We start from the raw sequence: 16,554 nt of genomic DNA, 5'->3' as shown, positions 1-16,554 counted from the left end.
CATCAATGTGAGACTTTACGGTGCTGACCATGACCACTCAACCCTCCAGGCACACAGCAGAAGGGCTGCCCTGGCGAGCACTGCTTCTCCTCTCTGGCGCGGCCTTCGCCACCGTCACCACCGAGCTGCTGCCCGCGAGCCTGCTGCTGCAGCTCAGCGACGGCCTCGACGTCACACCCGCGACCGCTGGCGGACTGGTCGGCGCCTGGGCGTTGACGATCGCCGTCGCCAGCATCCCGCTGACCCGACTGACCGCACGGGTACCACGTCGACGGCTCCTACCCGTCATCCTGGTGCTGCTCGCCCTGGCGACCACCGGCACCGCGCTCGCCCCCTCGTACGAATGGGCCCTCACCAGCCGGATCACCGCCGCCGTCGCGCACGGCCTCTTCTGGTCCCTGCTGGTACCGACAGTGGCCACGCTCGTCCCGCCGGCACGGATCGGCCGAGCTGTCTCGGTGGTGCTCGCCGGCCCCGCGATGGCCAGCATCGTCGGCATTCCCCTCGGCGCGACCGCCGGCGCCGCGCTCGGCTGGCGGGTCTCCTTCGCCGCATTGGCGGCGCTGCTCGCACTGGCAGCCCTGGGCATCCGTACCCTGCCGTTGTCAGACGCACCCCCGCAGGCCGTACGGCAGGAAGGCCGCGACCCGGCGCTGTGGACCGTACTCGGCGTGGCGCTGGCCGGAGGTCTCGTCATCACCGGCCACTTCGTGCTCTACACCTACATCGCGCCGCTGCTCCACCAGTTCGGCGGGTACGACAACGCCACGAGCGGCATCCTGCTGTTCGTCTTCGGGGCGGCCGGGGTGGTCGGCACAGTCGGGGCCGGACCGCTCTCTGACCGGTTCCCACGAAGAGCGCTCGGCGGGGTCGGTGCCGCCTTCGCCGGTAGCGCCGCCTCACTACTACTACTCGATCTCCACCTCGCCGTGGCAGTCGTGGTGATCGCCGGCTGGGGTCTACTCATCGGGTTGCTGCCACCGGTCTTCCAGATGCACCTGCTGCGGATCGCGTCCCCTGGCCGGGAGGCCACCTCCGGGGCGATCGGCATCACCGTGCTCAATCTCGGGATCGCCACCGGGGCGTCGATCGGCGGGGCGGTACTCGACAACTGGCGGGCCGACGCCCTACCCGCCGTCGCGGCCACCGTCATCGCCATCGCCACCGTGGGGCTGGTGGTAGACGGCCTGCGGAGCCAGCGCACCGCCGGAGGCGCGCCCACCGCCAACGCTGTCCCGGACGGTGACGATCCCGCAAGCGCAGCGCCACCGGATCGCAGCGCCGCCGAGGCCGCCGGGGCGCGGTCGTGACGGCCGCCGTGCCGGGGAGCGCGGCCGACGCCGCCAAACCCACCCCCGGCCTGATCCGCGCGGGAATCATCGAGCGGTTCGGCGAACCCCAGGTGCTGTGTACGGTCCGGCTGCCACGACCCACACGAGCATCCGGGCACGCCCTGGTCCGGGTCCGTGCGGCCTCGGTGAACTACGGTGAGACGAAGATCCGTAGAGGACTCGTACCGGAACTTGGGCCGCCACCGTTGGTGCTCGGCTCGGACCTCTCCGGCACCGTTGTCGAGGCCGAACCGGGCGGACGGTTCCGGGTCGGTGACGAGGTCTACGGCATCCACTTCATCGGCACCTACGCCGACTACGTCTCGGTGCCGGAGGCGAGCCTGGCGACCAAACCCATGACCGTGGACCACGTACGCGCGGCTGCGCTGCCGGTCGCGGCGCGCACCGCACTCGTCGCCATCTGCGAGTACGCCGCCCTGCGCGCCGGTCAGCGGATCCTGATCCACGCCGCGGCCGGCGGCGTCGGCCACCTCGCGGTGCAGTTAGCCCGGCACCGGGGTGCCTATGTTCTCGGGACGGCCCGGACCGCGCACCACCCGTTCCTGCGCAACCTCGGGGTGGACGAACCGATCGACTACACCACTGTCGACTTCCGGAGCGTGGCCCGCGACGTCGACGTCGTGCTCGACCTGGTCGGCGGCGAGTACGGACGACGCTCCCTCGACTGCCTCCGCCCTAGCGGCCTCCTGCTCGGCGCGGCACTGGACCCGGGCGTGACCGAGGAGGACGCGGACCGGCGAGGCCGGCAGTTCCGCTGGCTGGGCGCGACTCGGTTGGTCCGGCCCCTCGACGTGGTACGCGAACTCGTTGACGCGGGACAGTTGACAGTCCACGTGGAGCGGACCTACGCCCTGTCCGAACTGCCCGCCGCGCATACCCACGCCGAAACCGGCCGGGTGACCGGGAAACTCGTCATCACGATCGACGACGAGCCGGCGATGGACCGCACACACGACCGCCTCAGCGGAACCGGTCGACGGTGACCGGGATCATCCCCTGCTGCCGCATCTGCGTTGTCAGACCGCGCAGAAGCACGCCAACCACCTCATCACGATCCCCCAGCAGATCGCAGGTCACGTCCAGCCCCCAGGCGGCACCCGCAGCGACTCGGCGCAGGTCCCAACGGAAGGCGTCACCGGCGACCTGACGGTGTACCGCGCCCAGGACGCGCACCTCGGGGTCCGTGAGGTCGCCCGTGACCGGCATCTGCCATGCCTCGCTGAGTGCCGCGAGGCCGTCTGGGCTCAACTCGCCCGCGAACAGGATCCGGTAAACGCGCGTCTCGCGGAACCCCGGCCTGGGCGCGGACTGGTCCAGCCGCAACGGGGACGACGGCCGAGCCGGTGGTGCACCGAAGCGTGCCCGCAGGACGGCCTCTTCCGGCAGTTCAGCGCCGCAAAGGTCCCGATAGAGTGCCGCCGCCGCTGCCCGCCCCACCGGCATCACTCGCTTTCGCAGTACGGCGTCAACGCGCAAGCGCCGACTGGTGACCGAGGCGTCGCACCAGCGGCCCTCCGATCGGCTCCAGCCACCACTTACCAGCCCGGCTGACGAGTAGTCCTTCGCGAGCAGGAACTCCTCGGCCAGCAACCCTTCCGGCACGCCAGCACCGTCGTAGACCACGTAGTAGTGCAAAGCGGGAGCGGAGTCGGCTGTCCTCGCCGCGACAGAAGTCGTCGTCATACGTCGATTTTTGCGCAGAGGGTCGTACAGCTTCGGTCCGGCTCGCCGCTCACGGGAACCGTCACCGCCGATGATCGCGAGGCCAGGGTGTGCGTCGGCGGTCTCGTCCCATGCCTCATGTAGGCCGAGCATCTCGCGTGGCGTGCTCCGCATCGAGTGCGTCAGTGCTCGGCTCGTGGTCGGTCATGTCGCCATTTCATGCAGGTGTTCCCGGCCGGCCGTGACGGGTCCCGGGACCAGCAACGGGAGTGCGGTCCCTGCGTTCCGCATCGGCTGGCCGCTTCCACTGAAACACCGGTCGACTCCAGGGCACACCAACTGAGAAGCGGCCACCTCTCCTGAGAAGGGAGACCGACGGACCTCAACAGATGGTTCGCGCCCACGAGCACAGCCTTGGGCAGTTTATCGGATTACCGATAACAGTAATCCGATAAACTGCCTGGACAAAAGGGACGTAATGCTCGTGCATCATAATGACAGTTCTTGTGCGTAATGAATGAGAATGGTGTGCTCACGGCCATGTCGACGTCGCGCTGGCATCGCTATCGAACGCCAGCGGCAGATCAGCCGGCCGTTGAGGACGTACGACTACAGGTGCGATCCCTGGCCTGTTTCACCGCGGTCCGCGAGTGGCACGTGGCCATGCTGGAGGGCGGCCGTCAACTGATCCAGGCCCAGCGAACCCAGCTCCAGCGCCTGACGATGGAATGCGCGCCGGTCGCCGGGGAAGGACGAGCGGCCTGCCAGCCACACGCGCTCACCCGCCTTGTAGGCCAGCGCCTGCCCTGGCCGGCCCAGGTAACGCGTGAGCTCTGCGGACGCGTACGGCCCCTGGTGGCAGCGGTCCCGCAGCAGCTTCAGCGCAGCGTCCGGGGTCCACGATGCTCCGCCGCCGGACGGCATCGGTAGGCCCAGGTGCAGGCCGATGTCGAGCACGACCCGCGCCGCCCGCAGGAGCTGCATGTACAGATACCCCAGTCGAGCACCCGGCTGTTCGTAGAGCCCGAGCTCGTCCATGAACCTCTCGGCGTACAGTGCCCAGCCCTCCTGGCTGCCGGAGAGGCCACCGAGCAGGTTCAGTCGCTGACCGAGGCCTCCCCGGCATGCCTCGGAGCCGAGGTGGAGGTGGTGGCCGGGAACGCCCTCGTGATAGGCGGTGCTGTAGGCGTACCAGGTGGGGAAACTCGCCGCGTCCTCGGGGAGGGACCACCAGACCCGGCCCGGTCGCGTGAGGTCCCGCGACGGTCCGGTGTAGGCAATGCCGGACGATGTGGTCAACCGCGACTCGATGCGCCGTAACGGGGCGGGGATGTCGAAGTGGACGCCGTCCAGTAGCTCGGTGGCAGTCTCCAACAGCTCCTGCAGCCACGCGGCGAACGCCTCCCTGCTGTGCAGCGTGCCGGGCGCGTCGGGGCTGGCGAGCCAGGCGAGCACCTCTGGCACGCTCCCGCCCAGAGCCTTGGCTTCCGCGATCAGCTCCGCCTCTGTCGCTCGGAACTCGTCCCAGCCCCACTCGTACAGCTCGCGCAGGTCAGGCCTGGCCGCGAGGAAGGTGCGCACCCAGAGTGCGTACCGCTGCTGGCCGAACGCATCCTCCTCGACGGCCCGCGGTACCAGGTCCGCGGTGAGCATCTCGGCCAGTTTCCGGTACGCCTGTCGCGCGCCCGTCGCTGCGGCCTGCAACGACGCCCGCTGAGGCCCCTCGCCGTAGCGATCCACCAGGGCGACATCGTCGTCGGTCCAGGTGCGGCAGCGTTGCGTGACGAGCTCCACCTGGCGCCGCGCCGGCACATTGCCGCGCTCCGCAGCGAGCAGAAGACTGCGGGCATACCCGTCCAGCGCCGCGGGGATCGCGGCCAGGCGCGCGCCGACACGAGCCCAGCCCTCCTCGAAGGCCGCGGTCTCGGCGCCTCGGGCGGGAACCGCCGCCTCGACGGCCTGGCGGATGAGCTGGAGCGGACCGGTGGCCGTCGCGTGCAGTTCACGCAGGCCCTCCCCGGCGTCGTGGAAGGCGATACGCGTGCGCAGTCGCTCGGCGAGGTGGGCGTGCAGCGGGGTCACGGCCCGCGGTGCGTCATCCAGGATCTCAAGCTCACACAGAGCGCGCGCTGCGAGGTCGGCGCGGGCCTGATGGCCCTCGGGCCCGTAGTCGGTAAGGCCGTCGACATCCTGCTCGCCGGCCTCGACGACCGCCGTACAGGGATCGAGGTCGGCCATGTCGCGCAGGAGCCGATCCGCAAAGTCCTCGATCACGGGCAATGCTAGGGCGTTGGTGGTGCAAGCCGCATCGATGCTAGCTGCGCCCGTACGCCTGCCGAGCCTGGGCCACCTCGGCGGCCTGCCGCTGCCGCCACCGCCGCTGCGCGTCGCGGTTGCAGGCGCGGCAGACCCGACGGTACGTGCCGGTGGCGGGGTCCACCTCCCGGTCGTGGCCGTTGCGGCAGCGCGCGTTGCGCTCGCGGGCGCGGCAGCTCTGCGCGTGTGTCACCTGTCGCAGGTGGGTGGGTTCGATGCAGTCGGGCACCCCACAGAGGTGGTGCACGTCCAGGTTGGGGTCGAAATTGCCGACGAAGACCACGTAGGCCGTGATGTGCGCCCAGGCGCGTCCGGCCACCTTCTGGTAGACGCCGCGTTGGCTGCCGTAGCCGCGCACGATCAGGCAGCCGTCGTCCCGACGAACCGAACGGGCGACGAGGTACGCACGAAGGCTCTCCTCAGTGAAATGCCGGGACAAGCCCTTCACCTGCGACAGCATCTCAACAGGTTAGGCCAGCGGCCGACGAGCCCGACCAGGGCGTGAGAGGCGGATAGGATCGCCCAGGTGTTCCAGCCCACCTACCCGATCCGGACCGCGCGGCTGACGCTGCGTCCGGTCACTCTGGACGACCTCGACGACGTGTACGTGTACCAGAGCCGGCCCGACGTCGTGCGCTGGATGCTCGGCGCCGAGCCGCGTACCCGTGAACAGTCGCGGGCGTCGGTGCTCGCGATGGCGGGTGAGGACGCGTGGCGGGCTGAGGGTGACTGCCTGACGCTGGCCGTGGTCTGCGACGACCGCGTGATCGGTGCCGTCGAGCTGGTGTGGCGCAGTGAGCGGGACCGCACAGCCGAGATCGGGTACGTGTTCCATCCCGACCACGGCGGTCGCGGGCTGGCCACGGAGGCGGTCGTGGCGCTCGTGGACTGGGGGTTCGCCGAGGTCGGGCTGCACCGGGTCTTCGGTCGTTGCCATGCCCGCAACGACTCGTCCGCCCGGCTGATGACGCGGATCGGGATGCGTCAGGAAGCCCGTCACGTGCAGAGCTACCTGTTCGACGGGGTGTGGGCCGACCAGCTCGTCTTCGCCGTCCTGGCCGGCGAGTGGAATGCCCGGTCCCGGGCCTCGCAGGGCTGACGGGAGCGACCCGCGCGTCGCGGCGGCGGTCGATCACCGCCGCGAGACGCGGGTGGGGGGCGGTCAGGCCCGGCGGTCGAGCCAGTCCCGGTAGGAGGTGGGGGCGATGACGGCGTCCCCGGCGGAGATGAGGACGTCGCCGGGGACGGCGGCGAACATGCCGGCGCTGTCGTCGGTGGTGACGGTGCGCTGGTCGCCACGGGCGGCGAGGGTGATTCGTCCCAGCTCGTCGAGGGCGAAGACGTCGGGTCCGGCGACGTTGCGTACGCCCCGCAGGGGAGCGCCCAGGGCGACGTCGGCCACGGCCTGCGCCACGTCGGCGGCGGCCATCGGCTGCACGGGGGTGGCGGGCAGGCGGACGGTGTTCGCGTCGGCGGTCCAGGACAGGATCGCGTCCACGAACTCGAAGAACTGGGTGGCGCGGACGATCGAGTACGGGATGGGCCCTGCCTTGAGGATGTCCTCCTGGAGGGCCTTGGCGCGGTAGTAGGCCAGGTCGGGCACCTGGTCGACGCCGACGATGGACAGGATCACGGCGTGACCCACGCCCGCGCGTCCGGCGGCGGCGAGCAGGTTGTCCATGGTCGCCTGGAAGAAGGCGGGGGAGGCGTCGTCGAAGGTTGGTGAGTTCGTCAGGTTGACCACGACGTCGGCGCCGGTGAGCGCGTCGGACAGGCCCTGCCCGGTGAGCAGGTCCACCCCGGTGGAAGGCGAGAGCGGCACCGCCTCGTGTCCGGCGGCCCGCAGGATCGTGACGACCTGCGACCCGATGAGACCGGTACCGCCCAGTGCGGCGATCTTCATGTCCAGCCACCTTTCCTCGGTGTTACGGCCCGTCGTACGGCACGCGCCGATACTCGGACCTTTCCTGTCCGGGAACTATACTCGGACAATATAAGTCCGAGTAAGGGGGTGTGGCTAGGGTGAGGTCATGAAGATGTCCGGCGGGGTCGAGTGGGCGCTGCACTGCTGCGTCGTCCTCACGGCCAGCAGCACTCCCGTGCCGGCGGCCAGGCTCGCCGAGCTGCACGACGTCTCCGGTAGCTACCTCGCCAAGCAGTTGCAGTCCCTCGCCCGCGCCGGCCTGATCCACTCGGTGCAGGGCAAATCGGGCGGCTACGTGCTGACCCGGGCACCGGAGAGCATCACCCTGCTCGACGTCGTTCGGGCCGTCGACGGCCCCGGCCCGGCCTTCGTCTGCACCGAGATCCGTCAGCGGGGTCCGCTGGCCACCCCCTCCAGCGCCTGCACCGGGGCGTGCCCCGTCGCCCGCGCCATGTGGGCGGCGGAGGACGCGTGGCGTCAGGCGCTCGCCTCCGTCACGATCGCCGACCTGGCCCGCGACGTCGACGTCGACTCCGGTCCCGAGGCGCTGGTCAGCGTCAGCGCCTGGCTCACCGGCGACCGGGACATCTGAGCGCGCGGGTCAGCCGGTGTGGCGTACCTCGGTGTCCCAGATCTGCGCCCACGGACGCCGCAGCCCCCGGCACACGAAGATCGGGCCGCCGTTCTCGTCGTTGTCCACCTCGACCCGCTGGTCCACCAGCCCGGCGGGCGCGCACGCGTCGAACCAGGCGGCCAGCGGCTCGGGACGGTCCCAGCCGACGGCGATGACGACGTCCGCCCCGGCCGGCGGTCGCCCGAAGTCGACAGTGCTGTTGTGCCCCGAGTAGGCGCGTGGAAGACCACGGCTCGGACCGTAACGGGCCACCGCGCCGGCCTCGCCATAGTTGCCGGTGAGGATGACCGCCCGAGAGCGTTCCTCGGCCGGTAGGCCGCGATGGACCGCGGCCAGCGAGTCCGCGAACGCCGGCCAGCCGATCGTCTCACCGGCGTCGTAGTTGACGTCGACCACGAAACCGGGCAGGCGGTCGGCCGGCAGCACCGGCAACAGCAGCACGACTGTGGGCAGCAGGAACGGCACCGCACCCAGCACGAGCAGCCCGCGCCGCAGCCGCACGGACCCGCGCGCCGCCCACGCGGTGGTGACCACCGCGCCGGCTGCGGTGAGGACCAGCAGCAGCGGCGCGTCGTAGTAGCCCTTGCCGCCGGCGACCAGCACGACGCCGACCACGACCAACCAGGACCAGCCAATCGCCCGGTACGCCCGCCACTGCGGCCGCCGCAGCAGCGCGACGAGACCGGCGATCCAGATGGGTACGGCGTACGGGCTGATGATGACGAACTGGAGGGTGAACGCGTCGAGGCGACCGCTGTAGGAGCTGTCGCCGCCGGAGATGGAGGCCGCCACGCCGAGCTGCGGGAAGCCGTGCGTGGCCTGCCAGATCAGGTTGGGCGTGGCCAGCAGCAGGGCGATCCCGGCGGCGGCGAGCACCCACCTGTCACGCAGCAGCCGACGTGGCCCGGCGATGAGCACCCCGGCGATCAGGCCCACGGCCAGCAGCGCCGGCAGCAGTTTGCTGAGCATGCCCACGCCGAGCGCCAGCCCGATGCCGAGCGCCCAGCGGCTGTCGCCGGTACGCAGCAGTCGTACCGCGCACCACACGGCGACAAGCCAGACCAGCAGGTCGATTGTGGTGGTGCTGAGCAGGTGCCCGCCGGCGAGCACGATGCCGGACAGCGCGGCGAGCACCGCCGCGAACGTCTGCGCGCCCCGGCCGGCGCCCAGCTCGCGGGCGATCGCGGCGACCACCAGGACCGCGCCGCCGGCCAGCACCGCCGACGGGGTGCGCAGCACCACCAGGTTGCCGGGCGCGATCGTGTCGAGCAGTCGAGCCAGCGCCGGCACCAGTGGACCCTGGTCGACGTACCCCCAGGCCAGGTGCCGGCCGGCGAGCAGGAAGTACAGCTCGTCGCGGTGGTAGCCGTAACGGCCGGCGAGCAGCAGCAGTGCCACGCTGGTCGCGGCGGCCGCCAGCCACGCGCCGAGCGCGCGCGGACCAGGTCGGTCCGGTGCGGCCGTCACGACCGGCCGATGGGGACGGTCGACGTGGACGGCGGGCTCGCTCACCCGCTCATCATCGCCCGCCGGATCGCCCCCTGGCTGCCCCTGTGCGGTGGTGTCGCCGTCCGGACACAACGAGAATCCGGTTCGGCGGAACTTTGGCCGCGGTCGGGGCGTGAGTGCGGTGAACATCGACGGGGACGCCGGGAGGGCGGGGGCGAAGGGGATGTTGCATGCCGACGAATTCGATGAGTTCTACACGAGCACGTATCGACGGCTGGTCGGTCAGCTGTACGCGATGCTGGGAGACCTGAGCGAGGCGGAGGACGCGGTACAGGAGGCGTACTGCCGTGCGTGGCAGCGACGGTCGAAGTTGAACGAGTACGACAATCCCGAGGCGTGGGTCCGTACGGTCGCCTACCGCATCGCGGTGAGCAGTTGGCGCCGGACGAGGAACCGCCTCGCCGCCCACCGGCGGCATGGTCCGCATCAGCCGGTCGAGTCGGTCGACACCGGAGACCTGGACCTGGTCGGTGCCCTCGCGGGCCTGCCGTACGAGCAGCGGCGGGTGCTGGTGCTGCACCACCTGGTCGGTCTGCCACTGGCCGACATCTGCCGGGAGACCGGATCGCCACTGGGGACTGTGAAGTCCCGGCTGGCCCGCGGCCGGCAGGCGCTGGCCCAGCACGCCGCCGAGTTCAGGGGCACCGCTCACGGAAGGATCTCGGAAGATGTCTGACCAGCATGGGACGCCCCGGGGAGCGCCCGCGTTCGACAGGCGGTTGGCAGAGCTGGCCCGATCGGCGGCGGCTGTGGCGCGACCGGAGTCTCCGGGGGATGTGCGACTACGGGCCGGACGCCGTACGGTGCGCCGTCGGATCGGCACCGGGGCCCTGGCGGTGGCGGTGCTGGGTGCCGTCGTGGCGGGCGGGGTCCTTCGCGCGGCCCCGGGCAACGACGTACCGCCGGCGGTGACGCCCTCGCCTGTGGCCCCGCCGAGCAGCACGCCGACGCCCACCGTGCAATCGCCGTCGGCGACCGCCTCACCGCCGTCGTCGAAGTCGCCGTCCGGGACCGTCGCCGCCCGACCGCCGGGCACGTCCGACTCGACGCCGGGCCGGTGCACGACGGCCAACCTGACGGTGACGCTCGGCACGCCGGACTCCGCGAGCGGGCACCGCAGCGTGGCAGTGGTGTTCCGCAACAGCGGCGGCACCACCTGCCGGCTGACCGGCTACCCGGGCATCGACGCCCTGGGCGGTGACGGCAGGACGCTTGCGCACGCCGAGCGCACACCGCGCGGGTACATGGGCGGTGCGGCGCGGGGGTCGCGGCCTCCGACCGTGACGCTCCGCCCGGGTGGGGTCGCATCGGCGCTGGTGGAGGCGCAGGGCTTCCGCGCCGACGGTGAACCGTGCACCGCGTACGCGCGCCTGCTGGTCACGCCGCCGGACGACGTCCGGTCGGTACGCCTGCGATGGGACACCGACAGTTGCAGTGACCTGGAGGTGCACCCAGTCGTCCCGGGGACCACGGGCCGCGCGGGCTGAGCGGGTGCGGGTGGTCGGCCCAGGTGCGAAGATCAGCTCTGTCACTCGGACCGGAAGGACGACATGCGCTATCGCACTCTGGGCGCCACCGGCACTGTGGTGTCGACCCTGTGTCTGGGCACGATGACCTTCGGCGCGGAGACCGACGAGGCGGGCAGTTTCGCCCAGCTGGACCGCTTCGTCGACGCCGGCGGCACCTTCATCGACACCGCCGACGTCTACTCCACGGGTGTCTCCGAGGAGATCGTCGGCCGGTGGCTGCGGTCGCGGCCGGAGCTGCGGGACAGCCTCGTCATCGCCACGAAGGGGCGGTTCCCGATGGGCTCCGGCGCGAACGACGCCGGTCTGTCCCGGGTGCACCTCACCCGTGCCCTCGACGCCAGCCTGCGGCGGCTCGGTGTCGAGGCCGTCGACCTGTACCAGGCGCACGCCTGGGATCCGCTGACCCCGCTGCCGGAGACGCTGCGGTTCTTCGACGACGCCGTACGCGCCGGCAAGATCCGCTACGCGGGGGTCAGCAACTTCACCGGTTGGCAGTTGCAGAAGGCGGCCCTGCTCACCCAGCACCTCAACCTCACGCCGATCGTGACCCTGCAACCGCAGTACAACCTGCTGGCCCGGGAGATCGAGTTCGAGCTGGTGCCGGTCTGCGAGAACGAGGGCATCGGCATCCTGCCGTGGTCGCCGCTTGGTGGCGGCTGGCTGACCGGCAAGTACCAGCGCGACAGCACGCCCACCGGCGCCACCCGGCTCGGTGAGAACCCGCAGCGTGGCGTCGAGGCGTACGCCGGTCGCAACGCCGACGAGCGCACCTGGCGGGTGCTCGACGCGGTCCGTCAGGTCGCCGGGGAACACGACGCGTCCATGTCAGCGGTGGCACTGGCCTGGTTGGCGGCCCGACCGGCGGTCACCTCGGTGATCCTCGGCGCACGGACCACCGAGCAGCTCGACGACAACCTGACCGCCGCCGACCTGGTCCTCGACGCCGAGCAGATGCGACTGCTGGACGAGGCGAGCGCCCCACCGGTGGGCGACTACCCGTACGGCGGCGCGGGAGTGCGCCAGCGTGGCCGGGACCTGCCGGCCGCGCCGTGATCCCCTTCCCCGAGCCCACCGCCCCGGCCGGCAGCCGCACCGAGGTCTTCCTTCGCTACCTGGACTTCTTCCGCGAGTCGGTGGTGGACAAGGTGTCGGCGCTGGACGAGGCCGAGCTGCGGCGCAGCCGGCTGCCGTCCGGGTGGACCCCGTTGGAGCTGCTCACGCACCTGCGCCATGTCGAGCTGCGGTGGATCGAGTGGGGCTTTCAGGGCCGGGACGTCGCCGAACCGTGGGGTGACCGCCGCGGGGACCGCTGGTACGTCGCCCCGGAGGTGACACGCGCGGAGTTGGTGGCGGCGCTGCGGGCGCAGGGCGCGCACACCACTGCGGTGGTGACGGCGCACGACCTGGCGGAGATCGGCGCGCCCGGCCCGCGGTGGAACGGCGCCGGCCCGGCGTCGCTGGAGCGGGTGCTGTTCCACCTGGTCCAGGAGTACGCCCGCCACCTCGGTCACCTCGACGTCGTCGCCGAACTGGCCGGAGGCCCGACCGGCGAGTGACGCCGCGACGGCGACAATGGACAGATGCCGCTGCTCGTCGCACCCGCCCTGCCCGCCGGAAGCCTCGGCGCCCGGAAGCAGCCCCACCTTCCGGTACGCTCCGGGCTGGCGCTGCGGCCCTGGCGCACCGACGACGCCCCTGCCGTGCGGGCGGCCTTCGACTGTCGGGCGATCCAGCGGTGGCATGTCCGTCGCCTGGACAGTGACGACGAGGCACGGGCGTGGACGGCGCAGTGGGCGGCTCGCTGGCACGCCGAGACCGACGCCAGCTGGGCGATCGTCGACGCCGACGACCGGGCGGTCGGTCAGGTGGGACTGCGCGGGGTGCTGCTGACCGAGGCGACGGCTGACGTGTCGTACTGGGTGGTGCCCGCCGCGCGTGGTCGGGGGATCGCCACCCGGGCGCTGGAGACGCTGACCAGGTGGTGCTTCACGCGGGTCGGGCTGCACCGGCTGGCGCTGGAGCACTCCACCGCCAACGCGCCGTCCTGCCGGGTGGCCGCGCGGGCGGGTTTCCCGGTGGAGGGTGTGCGCCGCGAGTCGGTTCGGCACGCCGACGGGTGGCACGACATGCACCTGCACGCACGGCTGGCCTAGCGCACGCCGGCGGGCTCGGCGGGTTGCGGTGGCGGCGCCACCGGCCAGGTGAGCCGGCGTACGCCGGGCACGAGCGCGGTGCCGGCGCAGGAGGCGAGGACCAGCAGGCCGGCTACCGCCAGCGGGACGGGCGCGCCGAACGCGTCGGCGGCCAGCGGCGCCAAGGCGTAGCCCACAGGCATCGCGGCCAGTGACACCAGCCAGTCGTACGAGGTGACCCGGGCCAGGACCTCCGGCGGGAACTGGTGCTGCACGACTGTCTCCCAGACCGGGTTGAGGTAACCGAGGGCGGTCAGCGCCACGGCGTAGGAGACGATCACCGCGGCGGCGGGTGCGGCCACGGCGAGCAGGAACAGCGGCGCGGCGTAGCAGGCGAGCCCGAGGTTGGCCATCAGCACCGGCCGGCGCAGCCGGACGCGCCCCGCCAGCAGTGACCCGGCGAGCATGCCGATCGCGCCGGCCTGCAACAGCAGCACCCAGGTTGCCTCTCCGCCGAGCCGGTTGATGGCGACCGCCGGCCCGAGGGTGGTCAGGACGGCTGCGGCGCCGTTCCAGACGCCGTGCCCGAGCAGGCTGGTCCAGAACCAGTCGCGGGCGCGTACCTCGCCGAAGCCGTGCCGCAGGTCGGCGAGGACCGAACGGCGGGGCACCGGCACGTGGCGTACCCGTACCAGGACGAGCAGGGCGGCGCTGAGCGCGAACGACGCGCCGTCGATGACGAACGCCCAGCCTGGTCCGGCGGCCCAGATCAGCGCGCCTGCCAACGCCGGGCCGAGCAGCCGGCTGGAGTTGGCGGTCACACCCATCAGCGCGTTTGCCTGTTGCCGTTGGGCCGGTTCGACGGTGCCGGCGACAAGGGGGGACGCGGTCGGTATGGCGAACGCCGACGCGACGCCGCCGATCGCGGACGCCACCACGACCGTGCTCATCGACGGGTCGCCGCCGAGCAGTTGGGCGCCGACGGCGAGTTGGGTCGCGCAGCGGACCAGGTCGGCCAGGACCGCGACGCGACGGGCGTCGAACCGGTCGGCGACGACGCCTCCCAGCGGCAGCAGGAGCAGCCGGGGAACCATCGCCGCGGCGAGGACGAGAGCCAGCGCTCCGGTCGAGCCGGTGGCGCGTAGAACGGCCAGCGCCAGGGCGGCGGGTACCACGGCGTCGCCGAGCGCGGAGACGGTCCGGCCCAGGAACAGCAGCCGGAAGGATCGCGTACGCAGGGGATGAGCCATACCGGCAACATAGTTCGACGCCGAACCTTTTAGCAATGAATATTTCGGCGCTGAGGTAAGGTCGGGTGGTGACCACCACTCCGGATGCCGTCGACAGGCACATCGAACGCTGGCTCCCCGTGGTGCCCGACCTCGACGCGGACATCGAGGGCGCGGTCGTGCGGATGATCCACGTGACCCGGCACCTGCGGGCGGTCAAGGAACGCGTCCTGGCCGACCTCGACCTGCCCGCCCACGAGTACGACACCCTGCACGCGCTGGCCGGGCGGGGCGGCCGCGCGGCCCCCTCGGAACTCGCGGCGGACCTGGCGGTGGCGCCCGCCTCGATCACCGCACGCGTCGACACTCTGCTCCGGCGGGAGTTCGTGCGCCGGACTCCGTCCACGACCGACCGTCGGCGGGTGGACGTGGCACTCACCGACGCCGGGCGGGAGGCCTGGCGGGCGGCCATGGAGGTCCAGGGCGACGAGGAGCACCGGCTACTCGGCGCGCTGACACCCACCGAACGACGACACCTCTCCGACCTGCTGCGTCGGGTAATGCTCGTCGCCGCGCAACCGGCTGACGCCCCGACGACCGACTGAGCGGCGAGGGAAATCGCCTGGCGGGCCGCGTACCCCCTTTGAGAGGGTGACCGGCGTGACTGCGGATGCGGTGGCCGGGGCGCTGGCCGACGACGGACGACGGCGGATCTTCGCGGCGATCGTGCTGGGCGCGACAAGCGCGACCCAGGTCGCGCAGCGGACCGGCCTGGCGGCGCGGGTGGTGCTCACCGGGGTCCGCCGGCTCACCGACGCGGGTCTCGTCACGGGCGCGGACGGCGCGCTCGCGGCCGACGAGGTGTCGTTGCGGGAGTCCGCACGCGAGCGTCGCCAAGCCGGCGACGCCGAACCCGACGGCGACCCGGTGCTGCGGACGTTCCTGCGCGCCGGCACCCTCGTGGGTCTGCCCGCCCAGCGCGGCCGGCGGCGGGTGCTGCTGGCGCACATCGCCGAGCGGTCGTTCGAGGCGGGCAGACCCTACCCCGAGCGCGCCGTCGACGAGGCGCTCAAGCCGTGGTGCGCGGCGGGCGGATCGGACCACGTCACGCTGCGCCGCTACCTGATCGACGAGCGGTTGTTGACCCGCGAACGGGGCATCTACCAGCGACCCTGATCGTCCGCCGCGCGAACCGTCTCGTCGCGGAACATGTTGCTAGCCTCCGTGGATGACCTCGTGTACGGCCGCGGACGGCCCACCCGACCTGTTGTTCCTGCTCTCCTGGGCGAGTCACGCGTTGCAGACCGAACACGCGGCGGGTCTGACCGAGCTGGGCATCTCGCCGCGGGCGCACTACGTGCTGGCGCAGGCCAGCACGGGTGAGCTGACCCAACGGGAGATCGGTGAGCGGTGCGGGGTGGACAAGACCACGATGGTCGTCACGCTCGACCAGTTGGAGCGGGCCGGGCTCGCCGAACGCCGTCCCGCACCGACGGACCGACGGGCCCGCCTGGTGGCGGTGACACCGGCGGGGGAGCAGGTCCTGCGGCGGGCGCGGCAGGTGGTCCAGCGCATCCAGGACGACCTGCTGGCCACTCTGCCCGAACAGGACCGGGAGGTCTTCCTGCGCGCCCTGCTGGCGCTGGTGAACGGACCGCTCGCGCACACCTCCCCGTACGCCCCGGGCGCACGCTCCGGATGTTGATCCGATAACAGATAGTCTCGTACGGGACTATCTGTTACGGTCTTACTCGTTCACCTCCCCCTGAACGAGGAGCCCGCCATGAGCGCGACCACCGTCCCGGCCACCGCCACCTCACCGCTGCGCCGCCGCGCCCTGGGCGTCGTCGTGGCCGTCGTGTCCTGCCTGGCCATCTGGTCCATCGGCGCGCTGGCCGGCGTCGACTACACGGTCGAGAGTCCGGGCCAGCCCGCCGTGGTCATCGGGGCCGGCGCGATCGTCACGGTCGCCCTGGGCGCCTCCCTGCTCGGCTGGGCGACGCTGGCCCTGCTGGAACGGTTCGCCAGGCGGCTCGCCCGTCCGCTGTGGATCTCGCTCGCCGTCGTGGTCACGGTGCTGTCCTTCCTTCCCCTGACGCAGGTCGAGGCCGAGGGCGGCGCCAAGGTGGCGCTCGGCGCGACGCACATCGCCGTGGCTGTCGCGCTCGTCGCCCTGCTGCCCCGACGTCGGTGAGCCCGCCCGGCCGAAAGAGGTTGACCGGGCGGCGATGATCACTGGGTGACCACCGCTCGGCCCACCTGGGTGA

The 16,554-nt window shown here is 71.8% G+C and carries 19 protein-coding genes; 13 read left to right on the top strand and 6 right to left on the bottom strand.

Annotated features, from left to right (window positions below; all coding sequences use genetic code 11):
- Positions 1–29 precede the first annotated feature (29 nt).
- Both AB0N27_RS08485 and AB0N27_RS08480 read left to right on the top strand, forming a co-directional pair.
- Complete coding sequence (locus tag AB0N27_RS08485; protein WP_364365146.1) at positions 30–1,310, top strand: MFS transporter; 1,281 nt, start codon at positions 30–32, stop codon at positions 1,308–1,310.
- Positions 1,307–2,335: an NADP-dependent oxidoreductase gene (locus AB0N27_RS08480; RefSeq protein WP_364365142.1), complete on the top strand. Its 1,029-nt coding sequence runs from the start codon at positions 1,307–1,309 to the stop codon at positions 2,333–2,335. Before AB0N27_RS08485 ends, AB0N27_RS08480 begins: the two co-directional genes overlap by 4 nt.
- Here AB0N27_RS08480 and AB0N27_RS08475 read toward each other — a convergent pair.
- The 3 genes from AB0N27_RS08475 to AB0N27_RS08465 form a co-directional block, all read right to left on the bottom strand.
- Complete coding sequence (locus AB0N27_RS08475) at positions 2,313–3,167, bottom strand: hypothetical protein (protein ID WP_364365139.1); 855 nt, start codon at positions 3,165–3,167, stop codon at positions 2,313–2,315. The two genes, AB0N27_RS08480 and AB0N27_RS08475, sit on opposite strands and share 23 nt — an antisense overlap.
- A gap of 456 nt (positions 3,168–3,623) precedes the next feature.
- Positions 3,624–5,288, bottom strand: a complete 1,665-nt coding sequence (locus AB0N27_RS08470; protein ID WP_364365136.1) for a DUF885 domain-containing protein — start codon at positions 5,286–5,288, stop codon at positions 3,624–3,626.
- A gap of 40 nt (positions 5,289–5,328) precedes the next feature.
- Positions 5,329–5,790: an HNH endonuclease gene (locus tag AB0N27_RS08465; protein ID WP_364365133.1), complete on the bottom strand. Its 462-nt coding sequence runs from the start codon at positions 5,788–5,790 to the stop codon at positions 5,329–5,331.
- Positions 5,791–5,856: 66 nt separating this feature from the next.
- On the opposite strand from AB0N27_RS08465, the gene AB0N27_RS08460 reads away from it, so the two are divergent.
- The gene (locus AB0N27_RS08460) at positions 5,857–6,429 is read left to right on the top strand and encodes a GNAT family N-acetyltransferase (protein WP_364365130.1); all 573 of its coding nucleotides are present in this window, start codon (positions 5,857–5,859) and stop codon (positions 6,427–6,429) included.
- A 63-nt stretch (positions 6,430–6,492) separates the two neighbouring features.
- Here AB0N27_RS08460 and AB0N27_RS08455 read toward each other — a convergent pair whose 3' ends face one another.
- Positions 6,493–7,233: an NAD(P)H-binding protein gene (locus tag AB0N27_RS08455; RefSeq protein WP_364365127.1), complete on the bottom strand. Its 741-nt coding sequence runs from the start codon at positions 7,231–7,233 to the stop codon at positions 6,493–6,495.
- 127 nt (positions 7,234–7,360) lie between these two features.
- On the opposite strand from AB0N27_RS08455, the gene AB0N27_RS08450 reads away from it, so the two are divergent.
- Entirely contained in the window at positions 7,361–7,846 is a 486-nt protein-coding gene (locus AB0N27_RS08450; RefSeq protein ID WP_364365124.1) for an Rrf2 family transcriptional regulator, read from the top strand.
- Between the two features lie 9 nt (positions 7,847–7,855).
- Here the strand turns inward: AB0N27_RS08450 and AB0N27_RS08445 are convergent, their stop codons facing one another.
- On the bottom strand, positions 7,856–9,400 hold the full coding sequence (locus AB0N27_RS08445; RefSeq protein ID WP_364365121.1) for a glycosyltransferase family 39 protein: 1,545 nt from the start codon (positions 9,398–9,400) through the stop codon (positions 7,856–7,858).
- Between the two features lie 160 nt (positions 9,401–9,560).
- Between AB0N27_RS08445 and AB0N27_RS08440 the strand changes: the two genes are divergently transcribed.
- From AB0N27_RS08440 to AB0N27_RS08420, 5 genes are all read left to right on the top strand, one after another.
- Positions 9,561–10,073, top strand: coding sequence for a SigE family RNA polymerase sigma factor (locus tag AB0N27_RS08440; protein ID WP_364366145.1), 513 nt, complete (start codon positions 9,561–9,563; stop codon positions 10,071–10,073).
- Positions 10,066–10,884 (top strand): DUF4232 domain-containing protein, encoded by an 819-nt coding sequence (locus AB0N27_RS08435; RefSeq protein WP_364365119.1) that lies wholly within the window; start codon positions 10,066–10,068, stop codon positions 10,882–10,884. The genes AB0N27_RS08440 and AB0N27_RS08435 overlap by 8 nt, the downstream gene beginning before the upstream one ends.
- Before the next feature lie 63 nt (positions 10,885–10,947).
- On the top strand, positions 10,948–11,979 hold the full coding sequence (locus tag AB0N27_RS08430) for an aldo/keto reductase (protein ID WP_364365116.1): 1,032 nt from the start codon (positions 10,948–10,950) through the stop codon (positions 11,977–11,979).
- Positions 11,976–12,482 (top strand): DUF664 domain-containing protein, encoded by a 507-nt coding sequence (locus tag AB0N27_RS08425; RefSeq protein WP_364365113.1) that lies wholly within the window; start codon positions 11,976–11,978, stop codon positions 12,480–12,482. Before AB0N27_RS08430 ends, AB0N27_RS08425 begins: the two co-directional genes overlap by 4 nt.
- Positions 12,483–12,506: 24 nt before the next feature.
- Positions 12,507–13,079 carry a GNAT family N-acetyltransferase gene (locus tag AB0N27_RS08420; RefSeq protein ID WP_364365110.1) on the top strand — a complete coding sequence of 191 codons (573 nt, stop codon included), beginning with the start codon at positions 12,507–12,509 and terminating at the stop codon, positions 13,077–13,079.
- Here AB0N27_RS08420 and AB0N27_RS08415 read toward each other — a convergent pair.
- A complete protein-coding gene (locus AB0N27_RS08415; RefSeq protein ID WP_364365107.1) occupies positions 13,076–14,308 on the bottom strand; it encodes an MFS transporter in 1,233 nt (410 codons plus the stop codon). The genes AB0N27_RS08420 and AB0N27_RS08415 overlap by 4 nt on opposite strands.
- Before the next feature lie 68 nt (positions 14,309–14,376).
- Here AB0N27_RS08415 and AB0N27_RS08410 point away from each other — a divergent pair, with 68 nt between their 5' ends.
- The 4 genes from AB0N27_RS08410 (at position 14,377) to AB0N27_RS08395 (ending at position 16,481) form a co-directional block, all read left to right on the top strand.
- Entirely contained in the window at positions 14,377–14,892 is a 516-nt protein-coding gene (locus tag AB0N27_RS08410; protein ID WP_364365104.1) for a MarR family transcriptional regulator, read from the top strand.
- 55 nt (positions 14,893–14,947) lie between these two features.
- Positions 14,948–15,463, top strand: a complete 516-nt coding sequence (locus AB0N27_RS08405; RefSeq protein ID WP_364365101.1) for a DUF2087 domain-containing protein — start codon at positions 14,948–14,950, stop codon at positions 15,461–15,463.
- A gap of 52 nt (positions 15,464–15,515) precedes the next feature.
- The gene (locus tag AB0N27_RS08400; protein ID WP_364365098.1) at positions 15,516–15,992 is read left to right on the top strand and encodes a MarR family transcriptional regulator; all 477 of its coding nucleotides are present in this window, start codon (positions 15,516–15,518) and stop codon (positions 15,990–15,992) included.
- A gap of 78 nt (positions 15,993–16,070) precedes the next feature.
- On the top strand, positions 16,071–16,481 hold the full coding sequence (locus AB0N27_RS08395; RefSeq protein ID WP_364365095.1) for a DUF6069 family protein: 411 nt from the start codon (positions 16,071–16,073) through the stop codon (positions 16,479–16,481).
- Positions 16,482–16,554 lie beyond the last annotated feature (73 nt).

Source organism: Micromonospora sp. NPDC093244 (assembly GCF_040683695.1).
GTDB lineage: Bacteria > Actinomycetota > Actinomycetes > Mycobacteriales > Micromonosporaceae > Micromonospora.
The sequence above is the reverse complement of the archived record's forward strand: the minus strand, read 5'-3'. Positions and strand labels throughout refer to the sequence as shown.

Bases quoted from the DNA above. Each gene is read 5' to 3' on its own strand.
- AB0N27_RS08485 (WP_364365146.1), top strand. From the start codon at position 30: ATGACCACTCAACCCTCCAGGCACACAGCAGAAGGGCTGCCCTGGCGA.
- AB0N27_RS08475 (WP_364365139.1), bottom strand. From the start codon at position 3,167: ATGCTCGGCCTACATGAGGCATGGGACGAGACCGCCGACGCACACCCT.
- AB0N27_RS08465 (WP_364365133.1), bottom strand. From the start codon at position 5,790: ATGCTGTCGCAGGTGAAGGGCTTGTCCCGGCATTTCACTGAGGAGAGC.
- AB0N27_RS08455 (WP_364365127.1), bottom strand. From the start codon at position 7,233: ATGAAGATCGCCGCACTGGGCGGTACCGGTCTCATCGGGTCGCAGGTC.
- AB0N27_RS08450 (WP_364365124.1), top strand. From the start codon at position 7,361: ATGAAGATGTCCGGCGGGGTCGAGTGGGCGCTGCACTGCTGCGTCGTC.
- AB0N27_RS08440 (WP_364366145.1), top strand. From the start codon at position 9,561: ATGTTGCATGCCGACGAATTCGATGAGTTCTACACGAGCACGTATCGA.
- AB0N27_RS08435 (WP_364365119.1), top strand. From the start codon at position 10,066: ATGTCTGACCAGCATGGGACGCCCCGGGGAGCGCCCGCGTTCGACAGG.
- AB0N27_RS08430 (WP_364365116.1), top strand. From the start codon at position 10,948: ATGCGCTATCGCACTCTGGGCGCCACCGGCACTGTGGTGTCGACCCTG.
- AB0N27_RS08420 (WP_364365110.1), top strand. From the start codon at position 12,507: ATGCCGCTGCTCGTCGCACCCGCCCTGCCCGCCGGAAGCCTCGGCGCC.
- AB0N27_RS08415 (WP_364365107.1), bottom strand. From the start codon at position 14,308: ATGGCTCATCCCCTGCGTACGCGATCCTTCCGGCTGCTGTTCCTGGGC.
- AB0N27_RS08400 (WP_364365098.1), top strand. From the start codon at position 15,516: ATGACCTCGTGTACGGCCGCGGACGGCCCACCCGACCTGTTGTTCCTG.
- AB0N27_RS08395 (WP_364365095.1), top strand. From the start codon at position 16,071: ATGAGCGCGACCACCGTCCCGGCCACCGCCACCTCACCGCTGCGCCGC.